This is a genomic window from Paenibacillus sp. 01T431 (assembly GCF_056398625.1).
Map to the genome: position 1 here is coordinate 189,017 of NZ_JBFTPT010000004.1, position 24,261 is coordinate 213,277.

Here is a 24,261-nt window from a genome sequence, read left to right on the forward strand (position 1 = left end):
CTTGTAATTAATTTTATTATATTCGACAAATTTTCGTTGTATAATGTATAGATTAATCAACTTTCTTGTAAATAATTTCATAAAAGGGATGATGGAATTGGACAAGCCTTGGTTTCGCGAGCCCGAGCTGATTTACCATGTGTTCGTGAAGGATGCTGCGCATTTTCAGAAGACAGAGGATACTTACGATCACTGGGCTTTATTCATTGTTGAAGAAGGCGGCTTTGAGTATAGAATGGGAAATTCGAGGAGCGAGAGAGCTGTAAAAGGGGAGATGGTGCTTTGTCCACCCCATATGACCTTTTACCGTAAAACAGATGGCTTGTCATTTCATCTCATCGGGTTTCAGTGGCGGAATGCAGATAGCGCTGCCGGGGAGGACAACACCACTGTGCCCCCTACAGGAAAGCTTATTCTGCTGAACAAAAAAAGAATGAGTTCTACACTTTCGTTGCTTCGCGAAGCTCGTTATGTGAAGATTAGTCTGGCGCTGAAATACAAGCAACATCTGTTAAGGGATTTGATGTATGTCTATCAGATTGAAAGCATGAATCGTAAGATAAATTATTTATATAGCGAGAACCAGGTCCTGCAGCGCGTGGTACATATGCTTCAGCAGCAAGCGGAAGAGGGCGTTTCCTTGAAGGCGATCGCGATGGAGCTTGGCCTCAGCCAAGTGCAATTGACCAGGCTGTTTAAGCAGGAATTTCAAACGACACCAAGTTCGTACGCCGCCAATCTAAGAATGGATAAGGTTAAGCTTATGCTAGTCAATTCTTCATTAACGCTTGCGCAAATAGCGGAGCAGTGCGGGTTTACGGATGAGCATCATTTGAGCAAAAGCTTCAAGAAATCGTTTGGCATGAACCCGTCCTCTTATCGGAAAGCTTATACGATTTAAGCGAATCTATTTCGACAATAAATGCCATATAAATTTCCTTAAGGAGCATAAATAAAAAATAACCGCTGGTTTTACCCAACGGTTACCGGACAAGCTGGTATCAATAACAATAATAACGCTCCCAAATTTTGAATGAATCGTCCTTATGCTTATCCCACCAACAGATATCATCCCACCAATCATCATTGTCGAACCAATCATCGTTGTCGAACCAGTCAAACCAGCCTTTCTTGTCCCAATCTTTGTCGTTCTTATTATTGCTTGGTTGGTTTGAATGATTATTGTTATTAGTATTCTTGTTGTTGTTTTGCTTATTATTATTGCTGTTGTTGTTGCTGCTATTGCTGTTGTTTGTACTTTTCGTAATGGAGAACACAGACAAGATACTTGATAAGAAACCTTTCTTTTCATCGTATGGTTCTTTACTGGATGCAGCAAATGCGGAAGCAGGATACATACAGATGGTGATCAGCAACGTAAGTGATAAGATTTTTTTGAATTTGGACATGACATCAACACCTCCCGTCCCCGCTCTAATTGCGAACTTAATGTTCGTTATAAAGAATTTTATAATAATTATATCCTTTTGTAAACGAACATTTTGAAAAAAATGGATAGTTTGGAGGAGGACTTTAGCCATAGTTTCGTAGATAATAGAGTGAAGAATACTAGTTAAATCGAAATGGAGCGGGATGTATGTTATTGTCGAAGGGTCAAAAGGTAGATATCACTAGAGGACGCGAACTTACATCTGTGAGAGTTCAATTTGGTTGGACGTCTAGAGAATCATCGATGAGCATCGATGCTGCTGCTTTTCTATTATCTGATCGAAATATCTGCGAGAGAGATGAACATTTTATATTTTATGGCAATCCACAAGCACACGATGGTTCGATTTCGCATGATGTGACAGAGAAGAGCGGTGACAAGGAAGCAATCACGATACACTTGAAGCAGCTGAGTAAAAATACGGAAAAAATAGCTTTTACAGTGACGATCCATGAGGGCGAACGGCTTGGCCATTTTATGCAAAACGCATCGCATTTATATATTCGACTAGTAAATGGAAGTACAGATGAAGAGTTGTTCCGATTTGATTATGGCTTGGCGTTTACAAAGGAAACGGCTGTAGTTGTCGGTGAATTGTATAGATATAACGGTGAGTGGAAGTTTAATGCAATTGGGAGCGGTTTTTACGGAGGGCTTGAAGCGTTATGTACAAGCTTTGGTCTAGAGATTGAGAGGGAAGAAACAGAGGTAGCAGCTGCTGCAGCCGAAATGACTTTATCATCCATTGATTTGCGGAAAAAGATCGTTCAAATTACGTTGGAGAAGAAAAAATTAACGAGTGTTGCGGCTAGAGTAGGTATTGTACTTGATATTTCAGGTTCTATGCAGCCATTATACAGAAATGGCACCGTGCAGGAAGTAGTGGAACGAATTCTCGCGGTTGCCAGTAAATTTGATGATAACGGGATGCTCGATGTCTGGGTTTATGATACTCATTTTAGCCGATTGCCTTCTGTTTCAGAAAAAGATTTTGATCAATATGTCCAACGAAGAATATTGGATAATAACAACATACATAAGTTTGGGCGCAACAATGAACCTCCAGTTATGGAAGATGTCATTCGTAAATATACGGTGGAAGAGGAAGCGGCCACGCCAGTATTTATTATATTCATTAATGATGGCGGAGTCGTAAAACCGATTAAAAAGGTCATTACTGCCGCAGCGGTTCAGCCGATTTTCTGGCAGTTCGTTGGCATTGGTCATTCCGATTTTGAGGTGTTGAAGCAGCTAGACACCATGGAAGGCCGGATTGTCGATAACGCAAACTTTATACATTTGGATGATATAGCAGCTGTATCTGATGAATTATTGTATGATCAGCTATTAAACGAATTTCCGAGCTGGTTGGAAGCTGCGAAAGCGAAGAGGATCGTTAGACCAAATTAATTAGCATTTTTTATTTACAGTAACGACAATGGAAAATCAAAGCCACCAGATCATTAGGTCTGGTGGCTTTTGTTTATTTGCTTATGGAAATAACTCGATTATCAGGATCCCAATCAATTTTACGATCAAGGCCTTCAATAACAAAACGCAAGGGAACCATGGTCATCGTATCGATAATCATCGGAGGATAGTCTAATGTTATCGGCTTGCCATCGATAAACGCTTCTTTCTCTCTAATGGTGAGATTCAGTGTATGGTTAGCATCCGATATGGTCATTTTCCCTTTTACGTATTCCACTTTTGCACCTAGTTCATTAAATGTACTGCGAAGCGGTACGAAAGTAACGCCTTTGTAAATATAGGGATTAGAAGTGAGCGTTATCGTCTTTCCGTCGAGCTTTACTGTGATGGCTTTCTTCACTTGGCGCAGCTTTGAAACCATTTCACTTGAAGGAATATTCATTTGATTGTAATAGTCCATAATGGTTTCACTGCCTGTTCCATATCCGAATGGTTGTTTAGACCATAGAGTTCCGTCTGCCTTCAAAATAATAAAAAAATCTTGATTAAGTGAATGGATCGCAAATTGTTTCACATTCGAGATGCCTGCAATGGGTGATGGATCAACTAAATCTTTGGAATTATTATATAAACCCCATAATGTTCCATCGGAATGAAGTGCTGCGCAGCTAAATGTTCCACAGCTTATATCAGAAGCCGATGTTAGAAGTTTATTGAGTTTTAAACCTTTGTTTATTTCCCACACTGTACCATCCATGTCGAGAACAATCGATTTTTCCCATGTGGCAGAAACTTTTTTAGCATAAATGCCAGGTAGCTTAAATGGACTCATCAAATCTCCTGTATCGCTGCCCCATCCATTGTAATGACCCCAAATCCAAGTTTCTCCTTTCGCATTAATTGCTGCTGAAAGGAAGCTTCCTGCGTGGACGGAGACAATATCTTTTAGTCCAGCAACTTGCTTTGGAATATTTTGTTCACTGACGCGTTTGCGATAATCTTCAGGCTTATAGGCGCTGATGTCCATGCGACCCAATTGACCCAACCCGCCGTTCCCCCATGACCATACCGTGCCATCTGACTTTAATGCTAGATTATGGTCTTCTTTTGCAGCAATATCGATAACATCTGAAAGACCATTAACCATTTTAGGTTTTGTTACAATAGCTTGTGCGTTTGTATCATAGGTATCAAAACCGCTTACGCCATCACCGTTCCCGCCCCAGAACCACACTGTACCATCTTTTTTGAGTGCGAGGCTGTAAAAGCCTGTGACTTGAACTTTAGCAACGTCACTGAATACAAGTACCGCAGCCGATTTGAAACCAATGGTTCCATCTCCCAGTTGACCAGCAAAGTTATTGCCCCATGCCCATACCATTCCTTGATTGTCTAACGCTAATGCTACGTTACCAGCCATTTCGACCTGAGTAAATCCTGTGAGCGAATTGGAACTGCTTTCTGCAGCCTTTAAATTACTGAGAGGTGTTAGTGATAATGCTAATAAAACCGCAAGGCATACTTTTGTGAAAATACGTTTTTTCAAAGGTTAGCACTCCTTTTTTTGCATTTAGGCGATTACAATTGTTTGAATGGGTATTAAATTGGTCCTAATGTATAGATGCCGATGATGTATGTTACATTCTAAACGATAAATTTCCATTTTTTGTTTCACTTTTTTTGGAAACTTTTGGCCGCGCATAAAGAAACAGCTAATGAATAAATAATTGCCAACTTGTTATATAAGTCATTCAAGAAGAAGAGTACTATTGTAAGGAGAACGAAATAGGAAAGGCGGTTTTGTTGATCATGTCATTTGGCGTTTTTTTGGAGAAAGGTCCTGTGGCTTGGGAAATTATTCAGCAAGTAGACGGAAGAGGTAAGCTTGCGTTATCGGGCACTTGGGAAGTGGACCAGGCAGTGCACATTGGTCCATTCCAAGTGTTTGCAAGAGTGGTTCATGAGAATAACGGTAGAGATGTATTAAGCTGGACACCATGTGAAATGGTGGGTGAGAATGGATGGCGAGTTAGCTTGCATGTTCCGACTGGTGGTTTATACCGCTTGGAAACTTGCTTGCAGCATGATCAGAATGCGCTACTTGGTTCAGGAGCGATACGCGGAGATATGATCCATCATATCGGTGTTGGAGATTTATGGATCATAGCCGGTCAAAGCAATGCGGCAGGTTATGGAAGAGGAACGGTAGAAGATAGTCCGATGCTAGGGGTTCATTTGCTAAGAAATAACGGATTGTGGGATCTCGCAACGCATCCGTTCAACGACTCCACGGCAACAATCCATGAGGTGAATATGGAGTGGGTAAATCCAGCACATAGTCCGTGGCTGCATTTTGGCAAGTTGTTGCAAAATGAGCTCCATTATCCTATTGGTTTCGTACAAACGGCTCTTGGCGGTTCTGCGCTTCGTGCTTGGAATCCTGATGAAGAAGGTCATCTTTATCGAAATATGATCGAAACGGTGCAGCGCTGCGGCGGCAAAGTGGCTGGCGTGGTATGGAACCAAGGCAGTTCCGACTGCAATTCTGAAAGCGCCGATACTTACTTGGAGCGTTTTACAAAGGTTGTTCAATATTGGCGTAAGGATTTGAACATAACTGAGCTTCCCTTTATAACGGTCCAGCTTAACCGCTTCACCAATATTCAAGAAGACAAAGAGCATCACGACAAACAATGGGGGAAGGTGCGCGAAGCACAGCGGCAAGCTGCAATATCCATACCTTCGGTTTCTGTCATACCTTCACTTGATTGTCCAATGTCTGACGATATTCACAACAGCCCTGCAGGAAATTTAATAATTGGGAGCCGTGCGGCGAATATAGCATTGCAAGCGGTATATGGTTTACAGCGGCAGGCGTACTCGCCTAATTTGGAACATGCCATTTACATACAGGAACATGAATCGAATTCACATGCCATTAAGCTGCGCTTTAAGCATGTATCGGAACGACTATTTGCGATAAATCCACAAGCGGATTTGTTTGGTATAGAGGACGAAGAGGGTGCTATTCTATTGAATGGCTGGACAATTATATCAAGGAATGAAGTGTTGCTTAAATTATCGAGAAAGCCAAGCGGCAAACTTAGTGTTCATGGTGCATATCAGACGAATCCGGCATCTCAGATGCTGATTGATACGGGGACTTATTTGCCGATGCTGGCTTTTTACAATGTGAAAGCGGTTGCTGAAATATAAACGATTATAAAGTAGCTAGTCTATATTTTCAGATTACAGTGTAAGAGAGCGGTTGGAGTAGAAATAGACGCTTTAAATTTGAAGTCAAATAAGCAAGGACTGTTGAACGAGCAGGTAATGCTGAGGTTAGCAGTCTTTTTTTATAATGACGGATATATCAATTTCAGACACAAAGATGATAATCAGAGCCATTGTTGAAGAAGGAACGGCGCAGTAATATACAAGTATAGCAAAACATCTGCAAGATGCGTCAATCACACTCGAATAATGGAGAGGGGATTATCATTATGCTTACAACACAAAGGGAACTATTAAAGCCGCTATCTAAAGAACAACTGGAGCAATATCATAAAGACGGATTTGTTATTATTAAAAAAGGCTGCAGTGCGGATTTAATCGATGCTTTTAATAGACATATTTATGAACTGCGTTCTACGCCACTTGATGAAACGCCGGATTGGGCACGCACCTCCGAGAAAGCACGCTATTCTACTCGGCTGTTCAACCCGCACCAGCATGACAGCTTCTCGCGACAAGTGATGAAGCTTCCGATCGTTAGGGGTGCTCTAGCTCAGTTGATGGAGAAGGAGGCTGTTTGCGTGCAAAGTATGTTCTTCTATAAAGAGCCGGGTTCGCCTGGTCAAGCTGCGCATCAGGATTATTACTATATCAAAAACGATCCAATGACCATGGTTGCCGCTTGGATTGCGATGGAAGAGCAGGTAGATGTACAAAACGGCTGCTTATGGGTTATTCCTGGGACGCATAAGCTTGGGCTTCTGCCGCATGGCAAGGTGAAAAATGTCGATGAGCATGAAGAATGGACGGACGAGACAGAAGGCATCGATTTAAATCAACAGATTCCTGTTATTATGGAAAAAGGAGATATTCTTTTCTTCCATGAGCTTTTAATTCATTCCTCTAACCGTAATCGGAGCACGGACCGCTGGCGTCGTTCTTATGTTTGTCATTACATTCGTGAGGATTCAGCAGTTACATTGCGTGAAGATCTGCGCGAGAAATATGCGTTGATTTAATGGCTAATTCCGTATCGTTCAACAGAATCAAATCGGCTTACGCAGGCACAGTTATTTATCCGGCTAACGGTCGTTATGGCCCTCGTGTACAAGAGGATATACAGCTCGTACTGCTGCATTCGGGCGAGATGAGCATTGAGATTGATGATGAAGTTCATGAGATAACGCCTGGGTCTGTCGTGCTGCTAAAGCCTGGGCACCATGAACTGTTTACATTTTCGAGCAAGGGTGAAACCTGGCATCGCTGGATATCTATTCATATTGAGGACTTATCCGAGACGGAAAAAGATTACTTCGAGGAACTTCCGCTATGTCAGCGCATCTCGGAGGAGATGAATCGATTAACAGATTTAATGCTTTCTGTGCAATATGCTCATCCATCCGAAAGTGATCTGCTTCGCAGCTTGGGTATGTCAGCGATCCTGTTATATGTCTCTGAAATGTCGCGGACTCGAGCACTTGAGGAGATTCATCCGTCTATTTTAACAGCGAAAAGTCTGATTCACAGTACTTACCACGAGGAGATAACTTTGACGATGCTCGCGGAGCATGCAGGAGTCTCGCCAGAACATCTTGTTCGACTGTTTCGAATGAGCGAAAAAACGACTCCGATTAAGTACCTGTGGCATTATCGGGTGTTAAAGGCTGTTGAATATTTAACCCATACTGGTTTATCCATTACTGAGATTGCAATTAGATGCGGTTTCAAATCAACCTTCCATTTTGCAAGGATAGTTAAAAAGCAGATGGGGAAGACACCAACCGAAGTAAGGCAGTTCTCATGGAAAGGCAATCAAATCGAAAAAGCATAAAAAAGTTCGCAGTGAATATCCTGCGAACTTTTTTTCTTATTTCTTCTGAAGCTCTGCTTCTATAAAACGAATCCATTCGCGCGAAGCGAAGGATAAGTACTTGTCTTTGCGCCATATCATCGACAATTGCCATGGGATTACAGGCTGAACAACGGAAACCGAAGCAAAACGTTTTTTGTCCAGCTGTCGGCATATGCCCTCAGGCAATAGCGTTACACCGTATTTAGCTGCAATCATTTCCGTCATGAAATCCCATTGCGAGCTCTCAAACACGATTTTGGGCTCGAAGCCTGCTGCTTCACAATGTTCTTTAATTAAATGATGGATCGTAAAATCTTTGCGAAACATAATAAATGGCTCTGATTCTAGCTGCTTCATCTCAATCATGCTCTGACCAGCAAGCTTGTGTTCAGCATGAACAACAAGGCGTAAATTCTCGTTGATGCAGGGAAGGACATGATACCGTTCCACGTCCTTAACGGGAAGAATGACCATACTGAAATCCAGTTCTCCATGGAGAATATCTTGTTCCAAGCTTTTCCCGCCCTGTTCAATGACATGCAATCGAATTTGCGGATAATGAGACAAAAATTTCTCAATAATGAGCGGTAAAAAATATCCGCCTACCATGGGAGGAATGCCTAAGCGCAGCGTTCCTTTTTTTAATTTTACAACTTCCTCAAGTTCACTCGACATATCCTCAAAGGATTGTATAATCTGTTTCGCTGAACGGAGAATCGATAGGCCAGCATCCGTCAATTCGATCTGCTTGGAGGAGCGATCTATCAGCTGTGCACCAAGATCTTCTTCAAGCAACCGTACCATTTTTGATAATGAGGGCTGGGTTACATGCAGCTTGCGTGCGGCTTGTGTAAAGCTGCCCGCTTCAGCAACCGCGACAAAATAATTTAAATGTTTAAGATCCATTTATATTGCTCCTTCAGCTTTAGAGCAGGAATCAATCGATAATCTGCTTTATATGCACCTATAGTGAAAAGGAATGAAAACTATGCGATATATGTATTTTACCTATATATAAGATGGGTGTAAACTTAGCGTTATCGAAAAATTTTATGAAGAAAAAAGGTGTTACCATGAACGTATTAGAAAAATTAGTTGTCCCTTTATCATCAAGACCAGCATCAGCATCACTAACCATTAAGGAATCGATTGTTCTGCCGCCAGATACCAATCATCACGGAACGATTTTTGGTGGAAAGCTTATGGCATATATAGATGATGTGGCTACGATAGCCGCAACGAAGCATGCTCGTCGTCCCGTCGTTACGGCTTCTACGGACTCCGTCGATTTTCTTCATCCAGTAAGAAAAGGCGATGCAGTTAGTTTATCAGCTTTCGTTACTTGGTCACATAAAACGTCTATGGAGGTGTTTGTCCGAGTAGTGACGGAGGATTTGCTTACAGGCGGTCGCAAGGTGTGCGCTACCTCATTCCTGACGTTTGTTGCATTAGGTGATGACGATAAACCAACGGTTGTGCCTGGCGTATTAGCCGAATCAGATGAAGAGCGGCTATTGTACTCTACTGCACCAGATAGGAAAGAGGCAAGACGTATACGAAGACAAGAGAGTAAGCATTTTGCCAACTACATGGGAACAGATTATGCTTTTAAAGAAGCGCAATCCAAATCAGTCCCACAGCATTCCATTAATAAAGGTTACGAATCTGCTTGGGGTTCGGACTGGTAAACGCATAATTGGTTTCACTAAGCTGCTGTAATTGATTACAGCAGTTTTTCTTATTCAAGGTGGTAAATTGTTTTGAAAATAAGGATAACCTGTTGCCGCATATCCTATAACGAGCAAAAATTCGTTCAAAGGAGCATGCGATGCATAATGCAGGGACTTTATTTTTGAAGCTGATCGTTCATCTTTTTTCGCTTCTTTTTAGTTTCCCCGCAATTTTGTTCTCTATTCTGGTGCTATGCTTGACGGATAATGTGAAATCCGGAATGGTTATGCTTGTTTCTGCGTTGATTCTTCATGTTATTGTGAAAATTAGCGGCTACTCGCATTTTTTATCACAAGGTGATCATAAATATCGAATAGACAGGCGAGAAACCGAAATATTTAGTGAGTGGTCATATGAAAAAGAATCGCCGCCACCACTTGTGGACATCTATCGTGAAATTGAATGTTGGAATGGGGAAACTGAGGCATTATACCGCATGATTCGAAATCGTGAACAAGCTAATTACTCGGAAGATCGTTCTGAACGATGCGCAGAACGCAAGCAGAATAAGTGCGGAAATAGACATGTAGATTAGTATAGGCAAAGCAGTGAAATGGATGATCAGAAAATATTACCAGCCATATTAATAAATATTAATGACGTTATGCCCCTGAATTCATATAAGATATGCGAAAGATATGTAAACAGGGAGGTTATATGATCATGGAAAAGAAACGCTGCTTGTTCTGTTCTGAGATCGTACCCATCGAACAAAAAGGTGAGTATGAGCGCTATTTGGGCTGCAACTGCGCACCGGGAAGTTATTACAGTTTATTAAGAGATAGTTACCTTGCTATTAACTCATTGTCCTATCCTATAAAAAATAAACGTTTTCCCATTATATCGGGGTACATTAGAGAACAATTAGATTGTGGTGAAAAGATTACTCTTACAATTGATGACTTGGAAACGATTGAGAAAGCACCACATATTCCGCTTACAATTGAAGATAAAGAAGCACGGCTTCTTCAATATTTATATCGTCATTCCGATGATCCTGGACAACCGATCGTCATTCAGCCGCTTTCGCAAAATTTTAATTTAACTTATTCTCCAAACCTGCAAGAGCTCGTGTACATTGTGGAGAAACTAAGGGAAGCTCAATTGATTGTTAGAGAAGGGATTACTTTTAAGCTTACGGAGAAGGGATGGAACGAAGCAGCAGCAAGAGCAGGGGGAAGGAAGTTGAAAACCTGCGGTGTGCTGCTCCCAGACAATCAGCCATTGCGAGCGGAATGGTTTGAGCATGTATTTCCGAAATTAGAGCAGTTTGGTTATTTGCCGTTTATGTTTCAACAATCAGATACAAGCGGCAATGAAAATCATTCCATAACGAAGCTAGCTGAAAGCAAGCTTATCATTGCGGATATTACAAGCCATTCACCGGAGGTTTATTTTGCAGCTGGGTATGCGCTTGGCGCAAATGTTGAGGTCGTGTGGACGATGAATAGCACACAGGAGGAGGAGCTGTGCGTTCAGCCGGAGTCCATTAGGCCAATGATATGGGATGATGCGGGGGAGCTTGCTGCGCTGCTTCAGCAGCGGCTGAGCTTTAAGAAATAATCTATAGAATCAATACACAAAACACACGCTTAAAAAGGTGTGTTTTGTGTTATTTATGTTAATCTACGTCTAGCTGCACATCGTGGCAGGTTTTAAGGCGGCATTAAAAGCAGCACGATTTTCCCATAAGAATGAGTGAATTTGGCTTGACTCATCAAAGAAATGCTCCTGCTCATCCATGTAATCTTCACCTAATCCATGTACGCTGAATCGATCCTCACAGTTATTCATTAGAGTCCACTGTCCTCCACGTTTGCGATCTGCGAATACAAAATAAAATTTTTGACCGGTTGCATCCCACTGGGCGAGTTGCTTGAAGTTTTCTAAAATAAATGCAATATCATTTTTCTTTTTGATCAACATGGTTCATCTCCTCTTTCTTTATAAAAATAATTGTCATATTAGCATGTATGCTCGCATAAGAACAAGACAAGAATATACGATTTTATCAGAAAAGTATGTCAAACGGTAGGAACGATTTATAGGATTGTTTGACGAATAATGGCGTACTTGATATATGGTGAAATCAGTTATACTATAAATGTCAAATAACATCAGCAGCTGAAAGAAAGGATGTTTGTAGATGAGCATTTATTTTGCGCTTTTACGAGGAATTAATGTTGGCGGCAATAATATGATAAAAATGGCTGAGCTTAAACGAATGTTTGAGGAGCTTGGCTTTGCACGTGTGCAGACGTATATTAACAGCGGGAATGTCATTTTCGAATCAAACGAGAATGCAAACAAACTAGAAGAGACAATTGAGAAGCAGATTAGTGAAGTGTTTGGATTTAATATCGCTGTAATACTGAGGACGTCGGATGAACTTGTAAGCATTATTTATAAATCACCTTTCAATGCGGCTGAGTTGACCGAAGGTCAGAGTATACATCTCACTTTATTAAAAGAGGCGCCTACACAAGAACAAATTAATAATCTGCCTGATGTAGACCTAGGCAATGATGAATATTACATAAGCGGCAAAGAAATTTATGTGCTTTATCGAAACAGTATTCTTGATTCCAAGCTGCCCAAAAAATTTCAAAATTTACTGCCAGCTACAGCTCGAAACTGGAAAACAATTATGAAGCTTGATGCGATGGCAAAAGCTTTAAAATAAGTACAGTGTTTGAGCGAAAAAAAAGGATCGGGCACTATTCTTATAAAAAGAATAGACCCGATCCTTTTTAACATTAATGTTTGTTAGCCGTTAGCTGCCTCATCTTCAACGTTCAGTTGCCACAAGATGCCAAGCTTGTCCTTTACTTGGCCGTAGCATTTGCTCCAGAACGTTTCTTGGAGTTCCATTAGGACCGTACCGTTTTCCTTCAGCTTATGAAATAGTGATGTTACTTCATCTTTATCTTTGCTGACGATCGAAAGGCTTATATTGTTTCCTTCAATAAAGGGCATTCCAGGGAATACATCAGAAAACATAACATTGCTGCCTAAAATGTTTAAGCGAGCGTGCATGACTAAGTTTTTTGCTTCCTCAGGAAGGGGATATTCTGGGTTTGGTGGAATATCGCTGAAAGTAGTGAAATTTGTAATTTCAGCCCCAAACACTTGCGCATAATATTCGACCGCTTCACGACAATTCCCATTGAAATTCAAATAAACATCAACTGCCATYTTATTCACTCCTTCATGATTATTGGCTCATTATTGCTCCAATATTTTCATTCCAATTGTATCATTAGATGGTCTGGAATCAAATTTTTTTTGAAAATTTAAGATGTTATTTTAGAAAAGATTAGGCAGGATGACAAATAGAAAAACAATAAGAATGATGATACTGCTTATCCGGCTCATTAGTATGTAAGCATCGCTAGGTTCTGAATTTCCTTTAACCATCCAGCCGTATCTCATGTACCAACCGAACTTAGGGAAGAAGATATTAAGGAATGCAATGATGACAAAAAGGATAGCAAACAATACCACAAGAATCAGCCCCTTATTTGTGTATTCGCGATTAAATGAAGGAATTAAGAAAGTTAAAAATAGTTGATCGCTATTTCTTTTATTGTACATGATAAAAGGCTACAGCAGACTAATAAAATGGAATAAATTCCTTATTAATATTGAATTATGTAATGGAAAAAGGAAGACCACAAGGCCCACGAAATGGTCCTTGTGGATAATATAAACGTCTATATACTCGCACCGATACGGGTTAGACCTTCTTTTTAGTATCCTTTACCATGACCAGCGCCAACTCCGCCAACTCCACCATATCCACCATATCCACCGTATCCGCCAACTCCGCCAACTCCGCCAAATCCGCAACTGCAAGCGATAATCACCAAGAGAATAAAGAGGACTAAGATGATCCCTAAGCTCGAGAAAGCTCCACCAACGTGACCAGACATTTTTCATTGCACCTCCTTACGTTCTGTGTACTGTGTAATTTATGCTGGATGGGTATTTGTTGATTGGGTGTTTGTTACCTAGCTAAATGAATCATGTCATAAGCCTAGTTATAAGTTAGACAGAAGCGAAAAAGAAGTATGACTGTCTTGGGGGTGACAAACTTGAACATGAAAATGCATTACTTTATAATGTGCTTAATAGAAATACAATTCATAATATGATGTTTAAGCCACATAAGTGGCTGAAGGAGTGATTGATATGAGTACTGCAAATCGTGGAGTTAATATCGGACCTCCTAGATTTAAAATAGCGGTTCATTCCATTGTCTGGTTAGCGCAGAGCGGCAGCATCTTATCAAGTGCGATGATTGCAAATCAGGTGAATTCGCATGCAACTTTTATGAGAAGAGTTATGCAAGCATTAGCGGCAGCCGGCATTGTGGAGTCAAAGGGCGGTAGAGAAGGCGGATATATTTTAAGAAAAACAGCGAATGAAATTACATTAGGCGACATTTACGCGGCAGTAAATACATGTTCAGCTGAACCAGAAGGTGATGGCAATTGTGGAGAAACAGGCCATAAACTGGACGTAGAGCTGGAAAAAATTCTGTTTGAAGCTGAGCAAAAAACGATTGATTACCTTCGACAGTATACTATTAATGATGTGATGGAACGTGTAGATTTTTTTGTCGTTTAATTTTTTCAACAAAGTACTAGTCAAACGTTTTGAAACGAATTATAATGTGCTTAAATGAGTTGCAGTTAACACTGCACTTTTATTTTTGTATTATATGTGCTTGCGGCAAGCACAGTTAACTTTGAAGATTATGGGGGTATGACCTAAATCGGAAATAACAACAGTAAGCATTAAATATTTGAAAAGAATAGTCTGTTTTATAGTGTGCCTTCATAGGTTGCATTAAACGAGAAAAAAGGAGAGTCTACAATGGAAATATTAGCGTTGGTATTGCAGGGACTATTAGGTTTGATGTTTTTGATGGCGGGATTCGGTAAAGTATCGGGGTCGAAGATGCATGTTGACGGCTTTAAACAATGGGGCTTGCCGCAATGGTTCCGAGTTGTAACAGGTGTCGTTGAATTAATCGCTGCCATTGCTTTAATTATTGGATACTGGGAGCACAGCTGGGCAGCAGCTGGCGCGTTATTGCTTGGCGTTACAGCTATCGGAGGTACATTAACTCATGTACGTGTAAAAGATTCTTTCAAACAAACTTTCCCGATCATCCTCGTAGGTGTTTTATCTTTTGTACTATTTTTTATAAGACTATCCGATTTATCTGATTTTCCTGGGTTTAACTAAGCAGTACTAGATAGAGTAAACATAATTTCGTAATCTTCATCTCTATTGTGAATAACAAAATAAGGAGCCATCACAAGTGATGGCTCCTTTGCTGTTCATTAAGTGTTTTAGTATGCTGACCAACCGCCATCTGCGGTAACTACAGTGCCGTTGATAAAGCTAGAATCATCTGAAGCTAGAAATAAAGCAACGCTCGCAATTTGTTTCGGATCTGCCGCTTCTCCGCGTTGTAAGGACATACCAGCCATAGCTTGTTCGATACCAAATGGATCAGCATGTGTCATACCTGCACCAATGTTTGTAGCAACAGCGCCAGGCGCGATAGCATTACATCGAATGCCGAGCTTGCCATATTGGAACCCTACATTTTTGGTAATGCCAACAACAGCATGCTTGGAAGCCGTGTAAGCAATGCCTGCGCGTGAACCAAATAGACCGCCGACAGAGGCTGTGTTAATAATGACGCCATGGCCTTGCTTCGTCATGAGGGGAATAGCTTTGCGAATAGCTCTCATAGGACCAGTCACGTTAATGTCCATTACTCTGTTCCACATTTCATCGGTTACGGATTCTGCGGGCAGCATTTGATCCATAATACCTGCATTATTTACTAATATATCAAGTTTGCCAAAATCATTTACTGCAGTGTCAATCATTCGAGCAACGTCTTCTTCCTTTGTAACGTTTGTAACTACGCCTTTGGCTTGTCCACCAGATGAATTAATTTCCTCAACAACAGAAGTTACTGCCGCTTCATTAATATCGGCTACAACTACTTGAGCACCTTCTTGTGCGAATAATAATGCCATTTCCTTGCCCATACCTGACGCTGCGCCTGTGATTACGGCTGTTTTTCCTTGTAATTTCATTTGTATCATCCTCTCGACTAGGCAGATTGGTTCTTTCTTTATTTGACGACGTCCTGTCGTATATACTTAGGATAACAAGTTAAGTGATTATTACTATGACATTTCGAGTCAAAATGTCGTTTAAGGTATAAATTAGTTCAACAAGCATGTGAATGAACGAGGGGCTGAGCAAATGACAAAAGTGTACAATACCTTAGATGTACGTGGTGTCCGCACCCGTACATTTCTCAAAGAAGCGCTGTTATCACTGATGGCTGTCAAAAGCTATAACCAAATAAAAATTAAAGAAGTTACAGAAATAGCGGGTGTAAACCGCGTGACCTACTATGATCATTTCTCAACGAAAGATGAGCTCCTTATGGAGCTTATTGAAGACGTGCTAACTGAATACGCCGATATTATTGAAGGCGTTACAGAATTTCCAGCGTCAAAGCGACCGTCCATTGAATATATGAAGACGATCAGGCTATCCGTTGGTCATATAAAAAAACATTCCGATTTCTATAGCATCATGCTGCTTGGAAATGGCGTTCTTAACTTCTCGGATCGACTTCATGATCAAATGTTTGAATCTTTGCTTCAATTAGTACGCCGGATGGGGCAGCAGAATCCGGAAATTGAATCGGACCTGCTTGTGAACTGGATTGTTGGAGGGGCTATAGGAATATACAAATACTGGCTGCAAAATGGCATGCGGCAAACCGAGGAAGAAATTTCACGGCAGATGCTGAAAATAACGATGGCTTCTAGTCAGGTTTTCAATTTGCGGACATATGTCATTCCATAAGGCAATTAAAAAGCTGCCTCTAATTAGTATGGCAGCTTATAGGTGAATCTTATTTATTGAGAATGCTGTCTACCCATAAATAACAGCTTTCTAATTGTTGTTCGCTAATACGATCAGACCTGTGCTCGAACATGATCCTTACTTTATTATTTTCTTCTCTAATAATGTTCAAATAATCTTCTATCGGTGCCCATCCCTCATCGGGACTGAGTTCGGGGAGTGCCGGATGATGTCTATTTTGAATGGTATCGGTAATTTGCATGTTTGACAAATGAATCGAAGCAGCATATTTCGTATACTTTCTAAATATTTTTCTTGCATCTAACGAAGGATCTATACTCTCTTGATGAAATAGTCTTGCCGTATCCAGGCACAGCTTAATTTTCGGGTACTTTAAAAGCAAATTTTCCAAGAAATCCGTATCATAGATATACTTATTTAGTGCGTCAAACTCCAGTAATGGGGTGAAATGATATTGCTCGCTTTTTTCCGTAAGCCAGTTGAAAAGGTATTCGCTTTTTTCAACAAATTGCTCAAAACAATAATTGCTTTCTAAAATGTATTCCGTGCTATTCGTAAATTTCCATGTATCCCAGTTGACGCTGTCATCCAATAGGACTGGTTTAGGATAATGGAACAAAATATAATCAAGTGGGGCTGTTGCTAAATAATTCAGCTCTTCTTCGATATTGTTGAATGCATCAGTTCTAATCTTATCATCTAAGGATAAAATTAATGCGTCTCTTAGTCTTGAAGCATTAGCTCGCATAGGAAAATGTACTCCGATATGAAAACCTCTTTTTTTTGCTTCTTCAATAAGCTTTAAGTAATCTTCATGAGTATGGAACAAACATGCTTCAATCCCATAAAAACTATCTCTAAAATCCTTTTCATATTTACGGTCATCGAATCCTCCGTATTGCCCGATCATAAATTGTTTGATGAAAATCTCCTCCTCTTCCATAGACGTCATTACAATTCGACAGAAAACCCCATTTTCCTGTTATAGAAGTCATAAATTTTTCTCTCTTATGGAAGTGGCTACTTTTGTTTAACGAGGAACAGCCCAATAACGATAATCACTAAGCCAACCCAGTTTTTCCAATTGGGGAATTCTTTTAGAAACAAGTACCCCATAATTAACGAAATTAATATTTCCAAACACTTAGCGGCTACTAAAGTAAAGCTAAGATTCCCGGAAGATTTGAGACCATACTTTACACCATAACCAATAGATAAATTAGCCATTAAAAAGAAGGGTAACATTAGCAATTGAAACTTTAAAGTTGACCAAAATTGGGGCTCAATATGTTTCCCTTGATAAGAAAAAATAAAATTAACTACAAATAATCCTCCAAATAAAAGCGCGAAGCTATACAGGTAAGTCATAAGAACCCTCCAACTATTGTTTTTAAATTCGTTTGTTTTTTTATGAATTGCATGTGAAAAATCTTTGATTGCTTTCGTCGATTAATGTTTCCTGAAGCCAACTTTTTTATCCATGATAAAGATTTAATCTGACAGAATACTTGAAAAATCAAGCTGTTTTAAAATAATTATCATAAATAATCAACGAAATCATTTTCGTACAGGAGGTAAGAACTATTTACATTCGATTCATAATGCTATTACTTACAAAGGAAGCACACTTGCGGTTGGTGAAAACCATTTTTTATCGTTAAAGGAGATTGAAAGRGTATGGGATGGAATTGATCCAGAATATACGCCTGAAAAAGCTGTAGACGCGGTTAAAGCAGTTCTTCCTCAAAAAATATACGAAGAACTGTTTCCAAACCGCTTAGGTTCTCCTGAATGGTATAAAGTAGCTAAAGGCAAGGAGAATTTTAAAGAAGACCAATCGGATTATTTCTCTTAAGATCATTTGATCGCTGTTGTAACTGAGGTGTCAAATCTTAAGTTAAGAGTTAGCACACGCAAAGGAGACAACAGCGCTCAGGAAATACATAGATTGGATAAGGATGCTAGAATCGAGACACTGATCTCCCGTTCGGCCGAGATTAATTCGCCAGACAATTTGAAGAAAGAAATTGAAACGGTTGTCATCGATTTTGGCACATTCCTCAAGGAGGGTTTTAAGAAAGATCGTAAGCGTGATCTCGCCGCATTTCTTGCCAATCTGGCACATGAGACTGGCGGAGGCTGGGCTACAGCACCTGGCGGTGAACTGAAGTGGGGGCTGTTCTGGAATGAAAATATTGCTGGAAGAACGGGTGTAAATGAATCCGCTTTCGTGGATGAAGCAAGCAGTGCTCTCTATCCGGACGTAACGGGCTAACGTTATTATGGAAGTGGACCGATCATGTTGAGTTGAAATTTCAACTACGGCTTGTTCAGCTCTATTATTTATGGAGACAAAAATGTGCTTCTTAGCAATCCTGAAATCGTAGCTGCGGACGGTAAGGTAGGTTTTATGATTGCTATTTTATTTTGGATGACACCGCAGGCGCCTTAGCCATCAGCTCATGATGTTATCGTGAACAAATGGAAGCCATCGAAAGAGGATATTGCAAAAGGTTTAAAGCAGCCAGGGTTTGGCATTACCATCATGGTGCTTAGATTAGAAGCGTTTTATTGATTTCTTCCAGTTTAACTTTTAAATGAATTAATCGAAATGGATAACATACTATGCATTTTGTGCAAATTGCTCTGTTTCAGATGGAGTAAGCAAATGGTCAATGACACAATATAGAAAGAAAATAGATAAAATAATTGACACAATATACGGTAGGGGGGTATAGTGTATTTATGAGAAAGAGCAGTAAACTTCTTAAACATTGTATTTTCAATACGAAGTTAAAAATAAATGATTCACATAAAGGAGATATGAACAATGAAAAATGTAACATTAAATGTTGAAGGAATGTCTTGTAATCACTGTGTTAATTCCATCGAAGGAGCATTAAAGACGATAGGTGCACAAGGAAAAGTGGATCTGGCGAGTGAATCGGTTCAAGTTGTGTTCGACGAAAGTAATCTAACACTTGAAACGATCAAGGAAACCATAGAAGAACAAGGATATGAAGTTCATTAATCGAGAAAAAAAGAGGTGATCATCATGGAAGCGACTAGCTCAGATACGAAACAAATTTCCCTGCAAATTATTGGGATGACTTGTGCAGCTTGCGCGAATAGGATTGAGAAAGGATTAAATAAGCTTGAAGGTGTTTCGGAAGCGAATGTAAATTTTGCAATGGAACGCGCTACCGTTATTTATGATCCAAGCAAAACAAACATTGCAAATATGGAACAAAGCATACAGAAGCTTGGGTACAGCACTGCTAAAGAAAGCGTTGATTTGCAGCTAGTTGGGATGACTTGCGCAGCTTGTGCACTTAAAATCGAGAAAGCATTGAATAAACTGCCTGGTATCACGAATGCTACCGTTAATTTCGCAATAGAAACTGCTCATGTAGAATTCAATCCTTCAGATGTAACTTTGTCAGATATGCAAAAACGAGTCGAGAAACTCGGTTACAAAGCAGTGCCAAAACAAGAAGTTGGCGATCCGGCAGAGCATCGTCAAAAAGAAATTAAACAACAAAAGCGCAAGCTTCTCATATCTGCCATCTTGTCGCTGCCGCTGCTTTGGTCCATGGTGACTCATTTTTCATTTACATCATGGATTTGGATGCCAAAGATTTTTATGAATCCTTGGTTTCAGCTTGCACTTGCCACTCCGGTTCAATTTTATGTCGGAAAACATTTTTATGTTGGAGCCTACAAAGCACTACGCAACAAAAGTGCCAATATGGATGTTCTGGTAGCTCTAGGCACGTCAGCTGCTTACTTTTATAGCCTATACCTGACAATAGATTGGGCAACGATGTCTGGAAATATGCACCACAGTCCATCCATGTATTATGAAACAAGCGCAGTTTTAATTACACTCGTTATTCTCGGTAAATTATTTGAAGGTTTGGCGAAAGGGCGTACTTCTGAAGCAATCAAGACACTAATGGGATTGCAAGCCAAGACTGCGTTAGTCGTTCGTGATGGTCAAGAGCTAACGATTCCTGTCGAGGAAGTGCTTACTGGAGACTTTGTGCTGGTAAAACCGGGTGAGAAGGTTCCGGTGGATGGTGAAGTCATCGAAGGTACTTCAGCGGTGGATGAGTCTATGCTGACTGGTGAAAGCATTCCAGTGGATAAAAAAATTGGCGACCATGTAATCGGAGCGACGATTAACAAAAATGGTCGGTTGAAAGTGAAAGCAACAAAGGTCGGCAAAGAAACGGCTTTAGCACAAATTATCAAAGTTGTAGAAGAAGCGCAGGGTTCAAAAGCACCAATACAGCGTGTTGCTGATGTTATCTCAGGTATCTTTGTACCGATCGTTGTTGGAATCGCACTTGCAGCTTTTGTTGTATGGTACTTCTGGATAAGTCCTGGCGATTTCGCTAATGCTTTAGAGATTGCGATCGCGATACTTGTCATCGCTTGTCCGTGTGCTCTCGGTCTTGCAACACCTACGTCGATTATGGCAGGTTCTGGTCGTGCTGCAGAGCTCGGAGTTCTCTTTAAAGGCGGCGAGCATCTCGAATCAACGCATAAAATTGATGCAATTATTTTGGATAAAACGGGAACGGTGACTAAAGGCAAACCCGAATTAACGGATGTATTTGTGGAGTCGATGGATGAAGATGCTTTCTTGCGTCTCGTCGGCGCTGCTGAGAAAAATTCAGAGCATCCGCTTGCGGAAGCAATTGTATCCGGCATATTGGCTAAAGACATTGAGCTTCCAAACGCTGATGAATTTGAAGCGATTCCTGGGTATGGCATTCGGGCAATTGTGGATGGCAAAGAGATTTTAGCCGGAACTCGGAAGCTGATGGGGAAATATAATATTCAAGCAGAGCATGCTTTTGAACAAATGTTCAACCTAGAGCAAGCAGGAAAAACAACGATGTTGTTCGCGATTGATGGCCAATATGCAGGCATGGTAGCTGTTGCTGACACCATTAAGGAGACTTCGAAAGAAGCCGTTTCTCGTTTGAAGCAAATGGGGATTCAAGTCGTTATGATTACTGGTGACAATGAACGAACTGCCCAAGCTATCGCACGGCAAGTTGGCATTGATCATGTGCTGGCAGAAGTACTTCCAGAAGGTAAAGCTGAAGAAGTGAAAAAATTACAAGCACAAGGCAAAAAAGTAGCGATGGTTGGTGATGGGATAAATGATGCACCGGCCTTAGCAATGGCGGACATTGGAATGGCTATTGGTACAGGTACAGATGTTGCGATGGAGGCTGCTGATATTACACTAATGCGCGGTGATCTGAATAGCATCCCTGATGCCATCTTTATGAGCCGTAAAACGATGGGCAATATTAGACAAAATCTATTTTGGGCGCTGGCTTACAACTCGTTGGGTATTCCTATTGCAGCAATCGGATTGTTAGCCCCATGGGTCGCTGGCGCTGCTATGGCACTTAGCTCCGTATCCGTTGTGTTAAATGCACTTCGTTTGCAGCGGATGAAAGTATAACTAGCTAAAAATTCGATATTAATCAATTGATTTTCATAATAAATTTGGTTCTTAAAAAAGGTCGCCATCGGCAACCTTTTTTTTGTATCTATGTTCTTACTCTAATGATGGGAATGATTCAATCGGATTCGTGAAATCATATGGGCAGAAGGAGAGGGCATAGTGGATAAGAAAGCGATCGTTTCAGCGATAACAAAATCAAAAGGCAGGAAAAGCCTTTACCATTTTACACGAGTAAGGAACTTGCCTGCGATCGTACATCATAATGCACTTTGGTCGAGCAAACATCTTTATCCATTTCATATCGGCGAGCGGCGATCAGAGGTCAAAGAAGTTAAATATTTCGAAGATACGGTTGTCATTAATGCGCATCTAAGGATTGTTGAGAGTATGATGGATGCGAATTGTACACATGAACAATTTCGGGCTTATCTTGATCAACATGTGTTCTTTTGGCCCACATTAAAGGATTGTCGCAAAATGTTGGATACATACAAACGAAGAGAACCGGATGAAGCATTTGTTATTTTACAGTTCGAAGCATTTCCATTATTGATGGATCATTATTCGGCCGTTAAATTGTCCAAATACGATTCGGGGAGTTCACCAAGGTTTCCAAAGAGCTGCAAGTATAAGAAAAGTTTAGAGATGTTTCTTTCTTTAGATGATTTCCAGAAAAAACGGAATAACACTGTTCCTGTGAAAGCTTCTGAAATACATGAGCTGCTGTTCAAAGGCCAAGTTATTAATCTTAATCAATATGTACAGGTCATTTATGCTGATCATGATAATGGATTACCTGAGAACTGGAGAAAACTTGTGAAGCCGTTGGAAAGTTTCTCTTAGAGTTTATGATACTTCAATTACATATGAGGTCATTTCTTTTATTTTTGCTTGTTTGGAGGCGCTGCTAAACACATACATAGTACAAAAAGCATAACTTTTGTCGTTCTCAAGTTTTATGACTCCATTCATTGCTGCCGTGTTTCCGTGTGTGACGATATTTGTAATTTGTAATTCGATGGTCTTGCTTATGTTCATTTGAGTGAGTGCTTCGAGAAATTCATTTTTTCCGTGTATAGCGGGAAATGAACCGACAATGTTCCATTGCACATCATCTGTAATTTGATCCGCAATAAAAGGCATATCCTTTTGAGCAAAAGCAATATTAAATGATTTAAGAATCGATTTTCTAGGCGCGTTTCCGCAATCTACTGGACACAGTATTTTTAATTCCTGATTTTGAGGAGCCATATGCGACATTATTTTATTCCTTTCTTATTCCATACTGTGATGATTGCAGATTGTAAGCTTTTATGCTAAATCTAACAATACAAATTATTTTTCTAGAGCGGGGGCTGCATATGTTGATCGTAAGTTTTCTTATAATCGCTTGGATATTAAGTTGGTTTAAGTTTAATCATTTATTAGCTTAGTTAATGAAGAGAACAGGAATAGGAGAGTTAGCTGATCGTGATATTACGCAGGTTTCAGATGGCCAGCTACAAAGAGCAGCTATTTGCAGGGCTCTTATTAATCAGCCTGATATTCTTTTTGGCGACGTAACAATTGGCGCTCTGAACTCCAAAGCTGCGGGTGAAAATCACTCCTAAGGACACTAACGCTCAGTTGGTGTTTTTTTGTTTTGTATTATTCCTTTTCGTTAGCTTGATCAAATGATGATCTAGCCAATTCAACAAGAGAATAATTTGTTCTTGTCCACTGCTTCAAGGAACTCAGTGGCTCGAGCAAAGACTCGCCCAACTTGGTGAGCGAATACTCAACGATTGGTGGAACAAACGGAGTCATATCTCGCTGAACCAAACCGTCACGTTCCAATTGCCGCAAAGTTTGCGTTAGCATTTTTTTGGAAATTCCATCAATCCGTCTGCTAATATCTCCGTATCGAATAATACCGTCTTCCAATGCATAAATGACCAATGCTGACCATTTGTTTGCAATGATTTCAAGTACTTTACTGTAAGAGCATTCAGATATCGAAATGTCGGGTTGAACGGTTTTAAGTGAGGATGATGATTTCATTTAAGGCCCTCCTTATGCACTTTTTGGTTCATTGGAAACCTTAAAGTGCCTTCTTACTTTATTTTAGTTTGTATATTATTGTATGTCTATATTATCCATAAAGGA

General features: G+C 40.3%; 27 protein-coding genes and 3 pseudogenes. 18 read left to right on the forward strand and 12 right to left on the reverse strand.

Going from position 1 to position 24,261, the window contains the following annotated elements; all coding sequences use genetic code 11:
* Window positions 1-43: 43 nt before the first annotated feature.
* Entirely contained in the window at window positions 44-901 is an 858-nt protein-coding gene (locus AC1DM9_RS08550) for a helix-turn-helix domain-containing protein (protein ID WP_477579473.1), read from the forward strand.
* Window positions 902-1,001: 100 nt separating this feature from the next.
* On the opposite strand, the gene AC1DM9_RS08555 is transcribed toward AC1DM9_RS08550, so the two are convergent.
* On the reverse strand, window positions 1,002-1,409 hold the full coding sequence (locus AC1DM9_RS08555; protein WP_477579474.1) for a hypothetical protein: 408 nt from the start codon (window positions 1,407-1,409) through the stop codon (window positions 1,002-1,004).
* Between the two features lie 188 nt (window positions 1,410-1,597).
* Here AC1DM9_RS08555 and AC1DM9_RS08560 point away from each other — a divergent pair.
* Together AC1DM9_RS08560 and AC1DM9_RS08565 are read left to right on the forward strand one after the other, a co-directional pair.
* Window positions 1,598-2,116: pseudogene (locus AC1DM9_RS08560) on the forward strand (TerD family protein); the annotation flags it as partial.
* 63 nt (window positions 2,117-2,179) lie between these two features.
* Window positions 2,180-2,860: a vWA domain-containing protein gene (locus tag AC1DM9_RS08565; protein ID WP_477579770.1), complete on the forward strand. Its 681-nt coding sequence runs from the start codon at window positions 2,180-2,182 to the stop codon at window positions 2,858-2,860.
* A 73-nt stretch (window positions 2,861-2,933) separates the two neighbouring features.
* Here AC1DM9_RS08565 and AC1DM9_RS08570 read toward each other — a convergent pair whose 3' ends face one another.
* On the reverse strand, window positions 2,934-4,427 hold the full coding sequence (locus AC1DM9_RS08570) for a stalk domain-containing protein (RefSeq protein ID WP_477579475.1): 1,494 nt from the start codon (window positions 4,425-4,427) through the stop codon (window positions 2,934-2,936).
* 263 nt (window positions 4,428-4,690) lie between these two features.
* Here AC1DM9_RS08570 and AC1DM9_RS08575 point away from each other — a divergent pair, with 263 nt between their 5' ends.
* The 3 genes from AC1DM9_RS08575 to AC1DM9_RS08585 all read left to right on the forward strand — a co-directional run bounded on the left by AC1DM9_RS08575 (window position 4,691) and on the right by AC1DM9_RS08585 (window position 7,946).
* Window positions 4,691-6,097, forward strand: a complete 1,407-nt coding sequence (locus AC1DM9_RS08575) for a sialate O-acetylesterase (RefSeq protein WP_477549399.1) — start codon at window positions 4,691-4,693, stop codon at window positions 6,095-6,097.
* Window positions 6,098-6,384: 287 nt separating this feature from the next.
* A complete protein-coding gene (locus tag AC1DM9_RS08580; protein ID WP_477549398.1) occupies window positions 6,385-7,134 on the forward strand; it encodes a phytanoyl-CoA dioxygenase family protein in 750 nt (249 codons plus the stop codon).
* The gene (locus AC1DM9_RS08585; protein WP_477579476.1) at window positions 7,134-7,946 is read left to right on the forward strand and encodes a helix-turn-helix transcriptional regulator; all 813 of its coding nucleotides are present in this window, start codon (window positions 7,134-7,136) and stop codon (window positions 7,944-7,946) included. The genes AC1DM9_RS08580 and AC1DM9_RS08585 overlap by 1 nt, the downstream gene beginning before the upstream one ends.
* A gap of 36 nt (window positions 7,947-7,982) precedes the next feature.
* On the opposite strand, the gene AC1DM9_RS08590 is transcribed toward AC1DM9_RS08585, so the two are convergent.
* The gene (locus tag AC1DM9_RS08590; protein ID WP_441875454.1) at window positions 7,983-8,873 is read right to left on the reverse strand and encodes a LysR family transcriptional regulator; all 891 of its coding nucleotides are present in this window, start codon (window positions 8,871-8,873) and stop codon (window positions 7,983-7,985) included.
* 167 nt (window positions 8,874-9,040) lie between these two features.
* Here AC1DM9_RS08590 and AC1DM9_RS08595 point away from each other — a divergent pair, with 167 nt between their 5' ends.
* The 3 genes from AC1DM9_RS08595 (at window position 9,041) to AC1DM9_RS08605 (ending at window position 11,261) form a co-directional block, all read left to right on the forward strand.
* A complete protein-coding gene (locus AC1DM9_RS08595; RefSeq protein WP_477579477.1) occupies window positions 9,041-9,655 on the forward strand; it encodes an acyl-CoA thioesterase in 615 nt (204 codons plus the stop codon).
* Window positions 9,656-9,894: 239 nt separating this feature from the next.
* Entirely contained in the window at window positions 9,895-10,233 is a 339-nt protein-coding gene (locus AC1DM9_RS08600; RefSeq protein WP_477579478.1) for a hypothetical protein, read from the forward strand.
* A 128-nt stretch (window positions 10,234-10,361) separates the two neighbouring features.
* Window positions 10,362-11,261 carry a hypothetical protein gene (locus AC1DM9_RS08605; RefSeq protein ID WP_477549394.1) on the forward strand — a complete coding sequence of 300 codons (900 nt, stop codon included), beginning with the start codon at window positions 10,362-10,364 and terminating at the stop codon, window positions 11,259-11,261.
* 69 nt (window positions 11,262-11,330) lie between these two features.
* Here AC1DM9_RS08605 and AC1DM9_RS08610 read toward each other — a convergent pair whose 3' ends face one another.
* On the reverse strand, window positions 11,331-11,624 hold the full coding sequence (locus AC1DM9_RS08610) for a hypothetical protein (RefSeq protein ID WP_477549393.1): 294 nt from the start codon (window positions 11,622-11,624) through the stop codon (window positions 11,331-11,333).
* Between the two features lie 220 nt (window positions 11,625-11,844).
* Between AC1DM9_RS08610 and AC1DM9_RS08615 the strand changes: the two genes are divergently transcribed.
* Window positions 11,845-12,381 (forward strand): DUF1697 domain-containing protein, encoded by a 537-nt coding sequence (locus AC1DM9_RS08615; RefSeq protein WP_477579479.1) that lies wholly within the window; start codon window positions 11,845-11,847, stop codon window positions 12,379-12,381.
* 83 nt (window positions 12,382-12,464) lie between these two features.
* Here the strand turns inward: AC1DM9_RS08615 and AC1DM9_RS08620 are convergent, their stop codons facing one another.
* The 3 genes from AC1DM9_RS08620 to AC1DM9_RS08630 form a co-directional block, all read right to left on the reverse strand.
* Window positions 12,465-12,893: a VOC family protein gene (locus tag AC1DM9_RS08620; RefSeq protein ID WP_430058757.1), complete on the reverse strand. Its 429-nt coding sequence runs from the start codon at window positions 12,891-12,893 to the stop codon at window positions 12,465-12,467.
* A gap of 111 nt (window positions 12,894-13,004) precedes the next feature.
* The gene (locus tag AC1DM9_RS08625; protein WP_477512792.1) at window positions 13,005-13,292 is read right to left on the reverse strand and encodes a DUF6199 family natural product biosynthesis protein; all 288 of its coding nucleotides are present in this window, start codon (window positions 13,290-13,292) and stop codon (window positions 13,005-13,007) included.
* 155 nt (window positions 13,293-13,447) lie between these two features.
* On the reverse strand, window positions 13,448-13,630 hold the full coding sequence (locus AC1DM9_RS08630; protein WP_477579480.1) for a hypothetical protein: 183 nt from the start codon (window positions 13,628-13,630) through the stop codon (window positions 13,448-13,450).
* Between the two features lie 259 nt (window positions 13,631-13,889).
* Here AC1DM9_RS08630 and AC1DM9_RS08635 point away from each other — a divergent pair, with 259 nt between their 5' ends.
* On the forward strand, window positions 13,890-14,327 hold the full coding sequence (locus AC1DM9_RS08635) for an RrF2 family transcriptional regulator (protein ID WP_477579482.1): 438 nt from the start codon (window positions 13,890-13,892) through the stop codon (window positions 14,325-14,327).
* Window positions 14,328-14,576: 249 nt separating this feature from the next.
* Window positions 14,577-14,951, forward strand: coding sequence for a DoxX family protein (locus tag AC1DM9_RS08640; RefSeq protein WP_076265768.1), 375 nt, complete (start codon window positions 14,577-14,579; stop codon window positions 14,949-14,951).
* A 107-nt stretch (window positions 14,952-15,058) separates the two neighbouring features.
* Here AC1DM9_RS08640 and AC1DM9_RS08645 read toward each other — a convergent pair whose 3' ends face one another.
* Window positions 15,059-15,820 (reverse strand): SDR family oxidoreductase, encoded by a 762-nt coding sequence (locus tag AC1DM9_RS08645; RefSeq protein ID WP_430058767.1) that lies wholly within the window; start codon window positions 15,818-15,820, stop codon window positions 15,059-15,061.
* Between the two features lie 172 nt (window positions 15,821-15,992).
* Between AC1DM9_RS08645 and AC1DM9_RS08650 the strand changes: the two genes are divergently transcribed.
* A complete protein-coding gene (locus tag AC1DM9_RS08650; RefSeq protein WP_076265770.1) occupies window positions 15,993-16,607 on the forward strand; it encodes a TetR/AcrR family transcriptional regulator in 615 nt (204 codons plus the stop codon).
* A gap of 49 nt (window positions 16,608-16,656) precedes the next feature.
* On the opposite strand, the gene AC1DM9_RS08655 is transcribed toward AC1DM9_RS08650, so the two are convergent.
* Window positions 16,657-17,571, reverse strand: coding sequence for an apurinic/apyrimidinic endonuclease family protein (locus tag AC1DM9_RS08655; protein ID WP_477579485.1), 915 nt, complete (start codon window positions 17,569-17,571; stop codon window positions 16,657-16,659).
* A 77-nt stretch (window positions 17,572-17,648) separates the two neighbouring features.
* Window positions 17,649-17,996 carry an EamA family transporter gene (locus AC1DM9_RS08660; protein ID WP_441875486.1) on the reverse strand — a complete coding sequence of 116 codons (348 nt, stop codon included), beginning with the start codon at window positions 17,994-17,996 and terminating at the stop codon, window positions 17,649-17,651.
* A 646-nt stretch (window positions 17,997-18,642) separates the two neighbouring features.
* Between AC1DM9_RS08660 and AC1DM9_RS08665 the strand changes: the two are divergent.
* The 4 genes and pseudogenes from AC1DM9_RS08665 to AC1DM9_RS08680 all read left to right on the forward strand — a co-directional run bounded on the left by AC1DM9_RS08665 (window position 18,643) and on the right by AC1DM9_RS08680 (window position 22,959).
* Window positions 18,643-19,203 (forward strand): annotated as a pseudogene (locus tag AC1DM9_RS08665) (chitinase).
* Between the two features lie 255 nt (window positions 19,204-19,458).
* A complete protein-coding gene (locus AC1DM9_RS08670; protein WP_477579487.1) occupies window positions 19,459-19,659 on the forward strand; it encodes a copper ion binding protein in 201 nt (66 codons plus the stop codon).
* Between the two features lie 24 nt (window positions 19,660-19,683).
* Window positions 19,684-22,113 carry a heavy metal translocating P-type ATPase gene (locus AC1DM9_RS08675; protein WP_477549384.1) on the forward strand — a complete coding sequence of 810 codons (2,430 nt, stop codon included), beginning with the start codon at window positions 19,684-19,686 and terminating at the stop codon, window positions 22,111-22,113.
* Between the two features lie 162 nt (window positions 22,114-22,275).
* The gene (locus tag AC1DM9_RS08680) at window positions 22,276-22,959 is read left to right on the forward strand and encodes a DUF7002 family protein (RefSeq protein ID WP_477579489.1); all 684 of its coding nucleotides are present in this window, start codon (window positions 22,276-22,278) and stop codon (window positions 22,957-22,959) included.
* A 3-nt stretch (window positions 22,960-22,962) separates the two neighbouring features.
* Here AC1DM9_RS08680 and AC1DM9_RS08685 read toward each other — a convergent pair whose 3' ends face one another.
* Window positions 22,963-23,376, reverse strand: a complete 414-nt coding sequence (locus tag AC1DM9_RS08685) for a nuclear transport factor 2 family protein (protein WP_477511897.1) — start codon at window positions 23,374-23,376, stop codon at window positions 22,963-22,965.
* A gap of 173 nt (window positions 23,377-23,549) precedes the next feature.
* On the opposite strand from AC1DM9_RS08685, the pseudogene AC1DM9_RS08690 reads away from it, so the two are divergent.
* Window positions 23,550-23,714 (forward strand): annotated as a pseudogene (locus tag AC1DM9_RS08690) (ATP-binding cassette domain-containing protein); the annotation flags it as partial.
* A 49-nt stretch (window positions 23,715-23,763) separates the two neighbouring features.
* On the opposite strand, the gene AC1DM9_RS08695 reads toward AC1DM9_RS08690, so the two are convergent.
* Complete coding sequence (locus tag AC1DM9_RS08695; protein WP_477579491.1) at window positions 23,764-24,156, reverse strand: winged helix-turn-helix transcriptional regulator; 393 nt, start codon at window positions 24,154-24,156, stop codon at window positions 23,764-23,766.
* Window positions 24,157-24,261: the final 105 nt, after the last annotated feature.

What these genes read in the sequence shown, in the direction of transcription:
- AC1DM9_RS08615 (WP_477579479.1), top strand. Translation starts at nt 11,845, where the DNA reads ATGAGCATTTATTTTGCGCTTTTACGAGGAATTAATGTTGGCGGCAAT.
- AC1DM9_RS08625 (WP_477512792.1), bottom strand. Translation starts at nt 13,292, where the DNA reads ATGTACAATAAAAGAAATAGCGATCAACTATTTTTAACTTTCTTAATT.
- AC1DM9_RS08575 (WP_477549399.1), top strand. Translation starts at nt 4,691, where the DNA reads ATGTCATTTGGCGTTTTTTTGGAGAAAGGTCCTGTGGCTTGGGAAATT.
- AC1DM9_RS08655 (WP_477579485.1), bottom strand. Translation starts at nt 17,571, where the DNA reads ATGGAAGAGGAGGAGATTTTCATCAAACAATTTATGATCGGGCAATAC.
- AC1DM9_RS08595 (WP_477579477.1), top strand. Translation starts at nt 9,041, where the DNA reads ATGAACGTATTAGAAAAATTAGTTGTCCCTTTATCATCAAGACCAGCA.
- AC1DM9_RS08660 (WP_441875486.1), bottom strand. Translation starts at nt 17,996, where the DNA reads ATGACTTACCTGTATAGCTTCGCGCTTTTATTTGGAGGATTATTTGTA.
- AC1DM9_RS08635 (WP_477579482.1), top strand. Translation starts at nt 13,890, where the DNA reads ATGAGTACTGCAAATCGTGGAGTTAATATCGGACCTCCTAGATTTAAA.
- AC1DM9_RS08590 (WP_441875454.1), bottom strand. Translation starts at nt 8,873, where the DNA reads ATGGATCTTAAACATTTAAATTATTTTGTCGCGGTTGCTGAAGCGGGC.
- AC1DM9_RS08550 (WP_477579473.1), top strand. Translation starts at nt 44, where the DNA reads ATGTATAGATTAATCAACTTTCTTGTAAATAATTTCATAAAAGGGATG.
- AC1DM9_RS08640 (WP_076265768.1), top strand. Translation starts at nt 14,577, where the DNA reads ATGGAAATATTAGCGTTGGTATTGCAGGGACTATTAGGTTTGATGTTT.
- AC1DM9_RS08650 (WP_076265770.1), top strand. Translation starts at nt 15,993, where the DNA reads ATGACAAAAGTGTACAATACCTTAGATGTACGTGGTGTCCGCACCCGT.
- AC1DM9_RS08670 (WP_477579487.1), top strand. Translation starts at nt 19,459, where the DNA reads ATGAAAAATGTAACATTAAATGTTGAAGGAATGTCTTGTAATCACTGT.
- AC1DM9_RS08630 (WP_477579480.1), bottom strand. Translation starts at nt 13,630, where the DNA reads ATGTCTGGTCACGTTGGTGGAGCTTTCTCGAGCTTAGGGATCATCTTA.
- AC1DM9_RS08580 (WP_477549398.1), top strand. Translation starts at nt 6,385, where the DNA reads ATGCTTACAACACAAAGGGAACTATTAAAGCCGCTATCTAAAGAACAA.
- AC1DM9_RS08585 (WP_477579476.1), top strand. Translation starts at nt 7,134, where the DNA reads ATGGCTAATTCCGTATCGTTCAACAGAATCAAATCGGCTTACGCAGGC.
- AC1DM9_RS08610 (WP_477549393.1), bottom strand. Translation starts at nt 11,624, where the DNA reads ATGTTGATCAAAAAGAAAAATGATATTGCATTTATTTTAGAAAACTTC.
- AC1DM9_RS08685 (WP_477511897.1), bottom strand. Translation starts at nt 23,376, where the DNA reads ATGTCGCATATGGCTCCTCAAAATCAGGAATTAAAAATACTGTGTCCA.
- AC1DM9_RS08565 (WP_477579770.1), top strand. Translation starts at nt 2,180, where the DNA reads ATGACTTTATCATCCATTGATTTGCGGAAAAAGATCGTTCAAATTACG.
- AC1DM9_RS08555 (WP_477579474.1), bottom strand. Translation starts at nt 1,409, where the DNA reads ATGTCCAAATTCAAAAAAATCTTATCACTTACGTTGCTGATCACCATC.
- AC1DM9_RS08645 (WP_430058767.1), bottom strand. Translation starts at nt 15,820, where the DNA reads ATGAAATTACAAGGAAAAACAGCCGTAATCACAGGCGCAGCGTCAGGT.
- AC1DM9_RS08695 (WP_477579491.1), bottom strand. Translation starts at nt 24,156, where the DNA reads ATGAAATCATCATCCTCACTTAAAACCGTTCAACCCGACATTTCGATA.
- AC1DM9_RS08620 (WP_430058757.1), bottom strand. Translation starts at nt 12,893, where the DNA reads ATGGCAGTTGATGTTTATTTGAATTTCAATGGGAATTGTCGTGAAGCG.
- AC1DM9_RS08605 (WP_477549394.1), top strand. Translation starts at nt 10,362, where the DNA reads ATGGAAAAGAAACGCTGCTTGTTCTGTTCTGAGATCGTACCCATCGAA.
- AC1DM9_RS08675 (WP_477549384.1), top strand. Translation starts at nt 19,684, where the DNA reads ATGGAAGCGACTAGCTCAGATACGAAACAAATTTCCCTGCAAATTATT.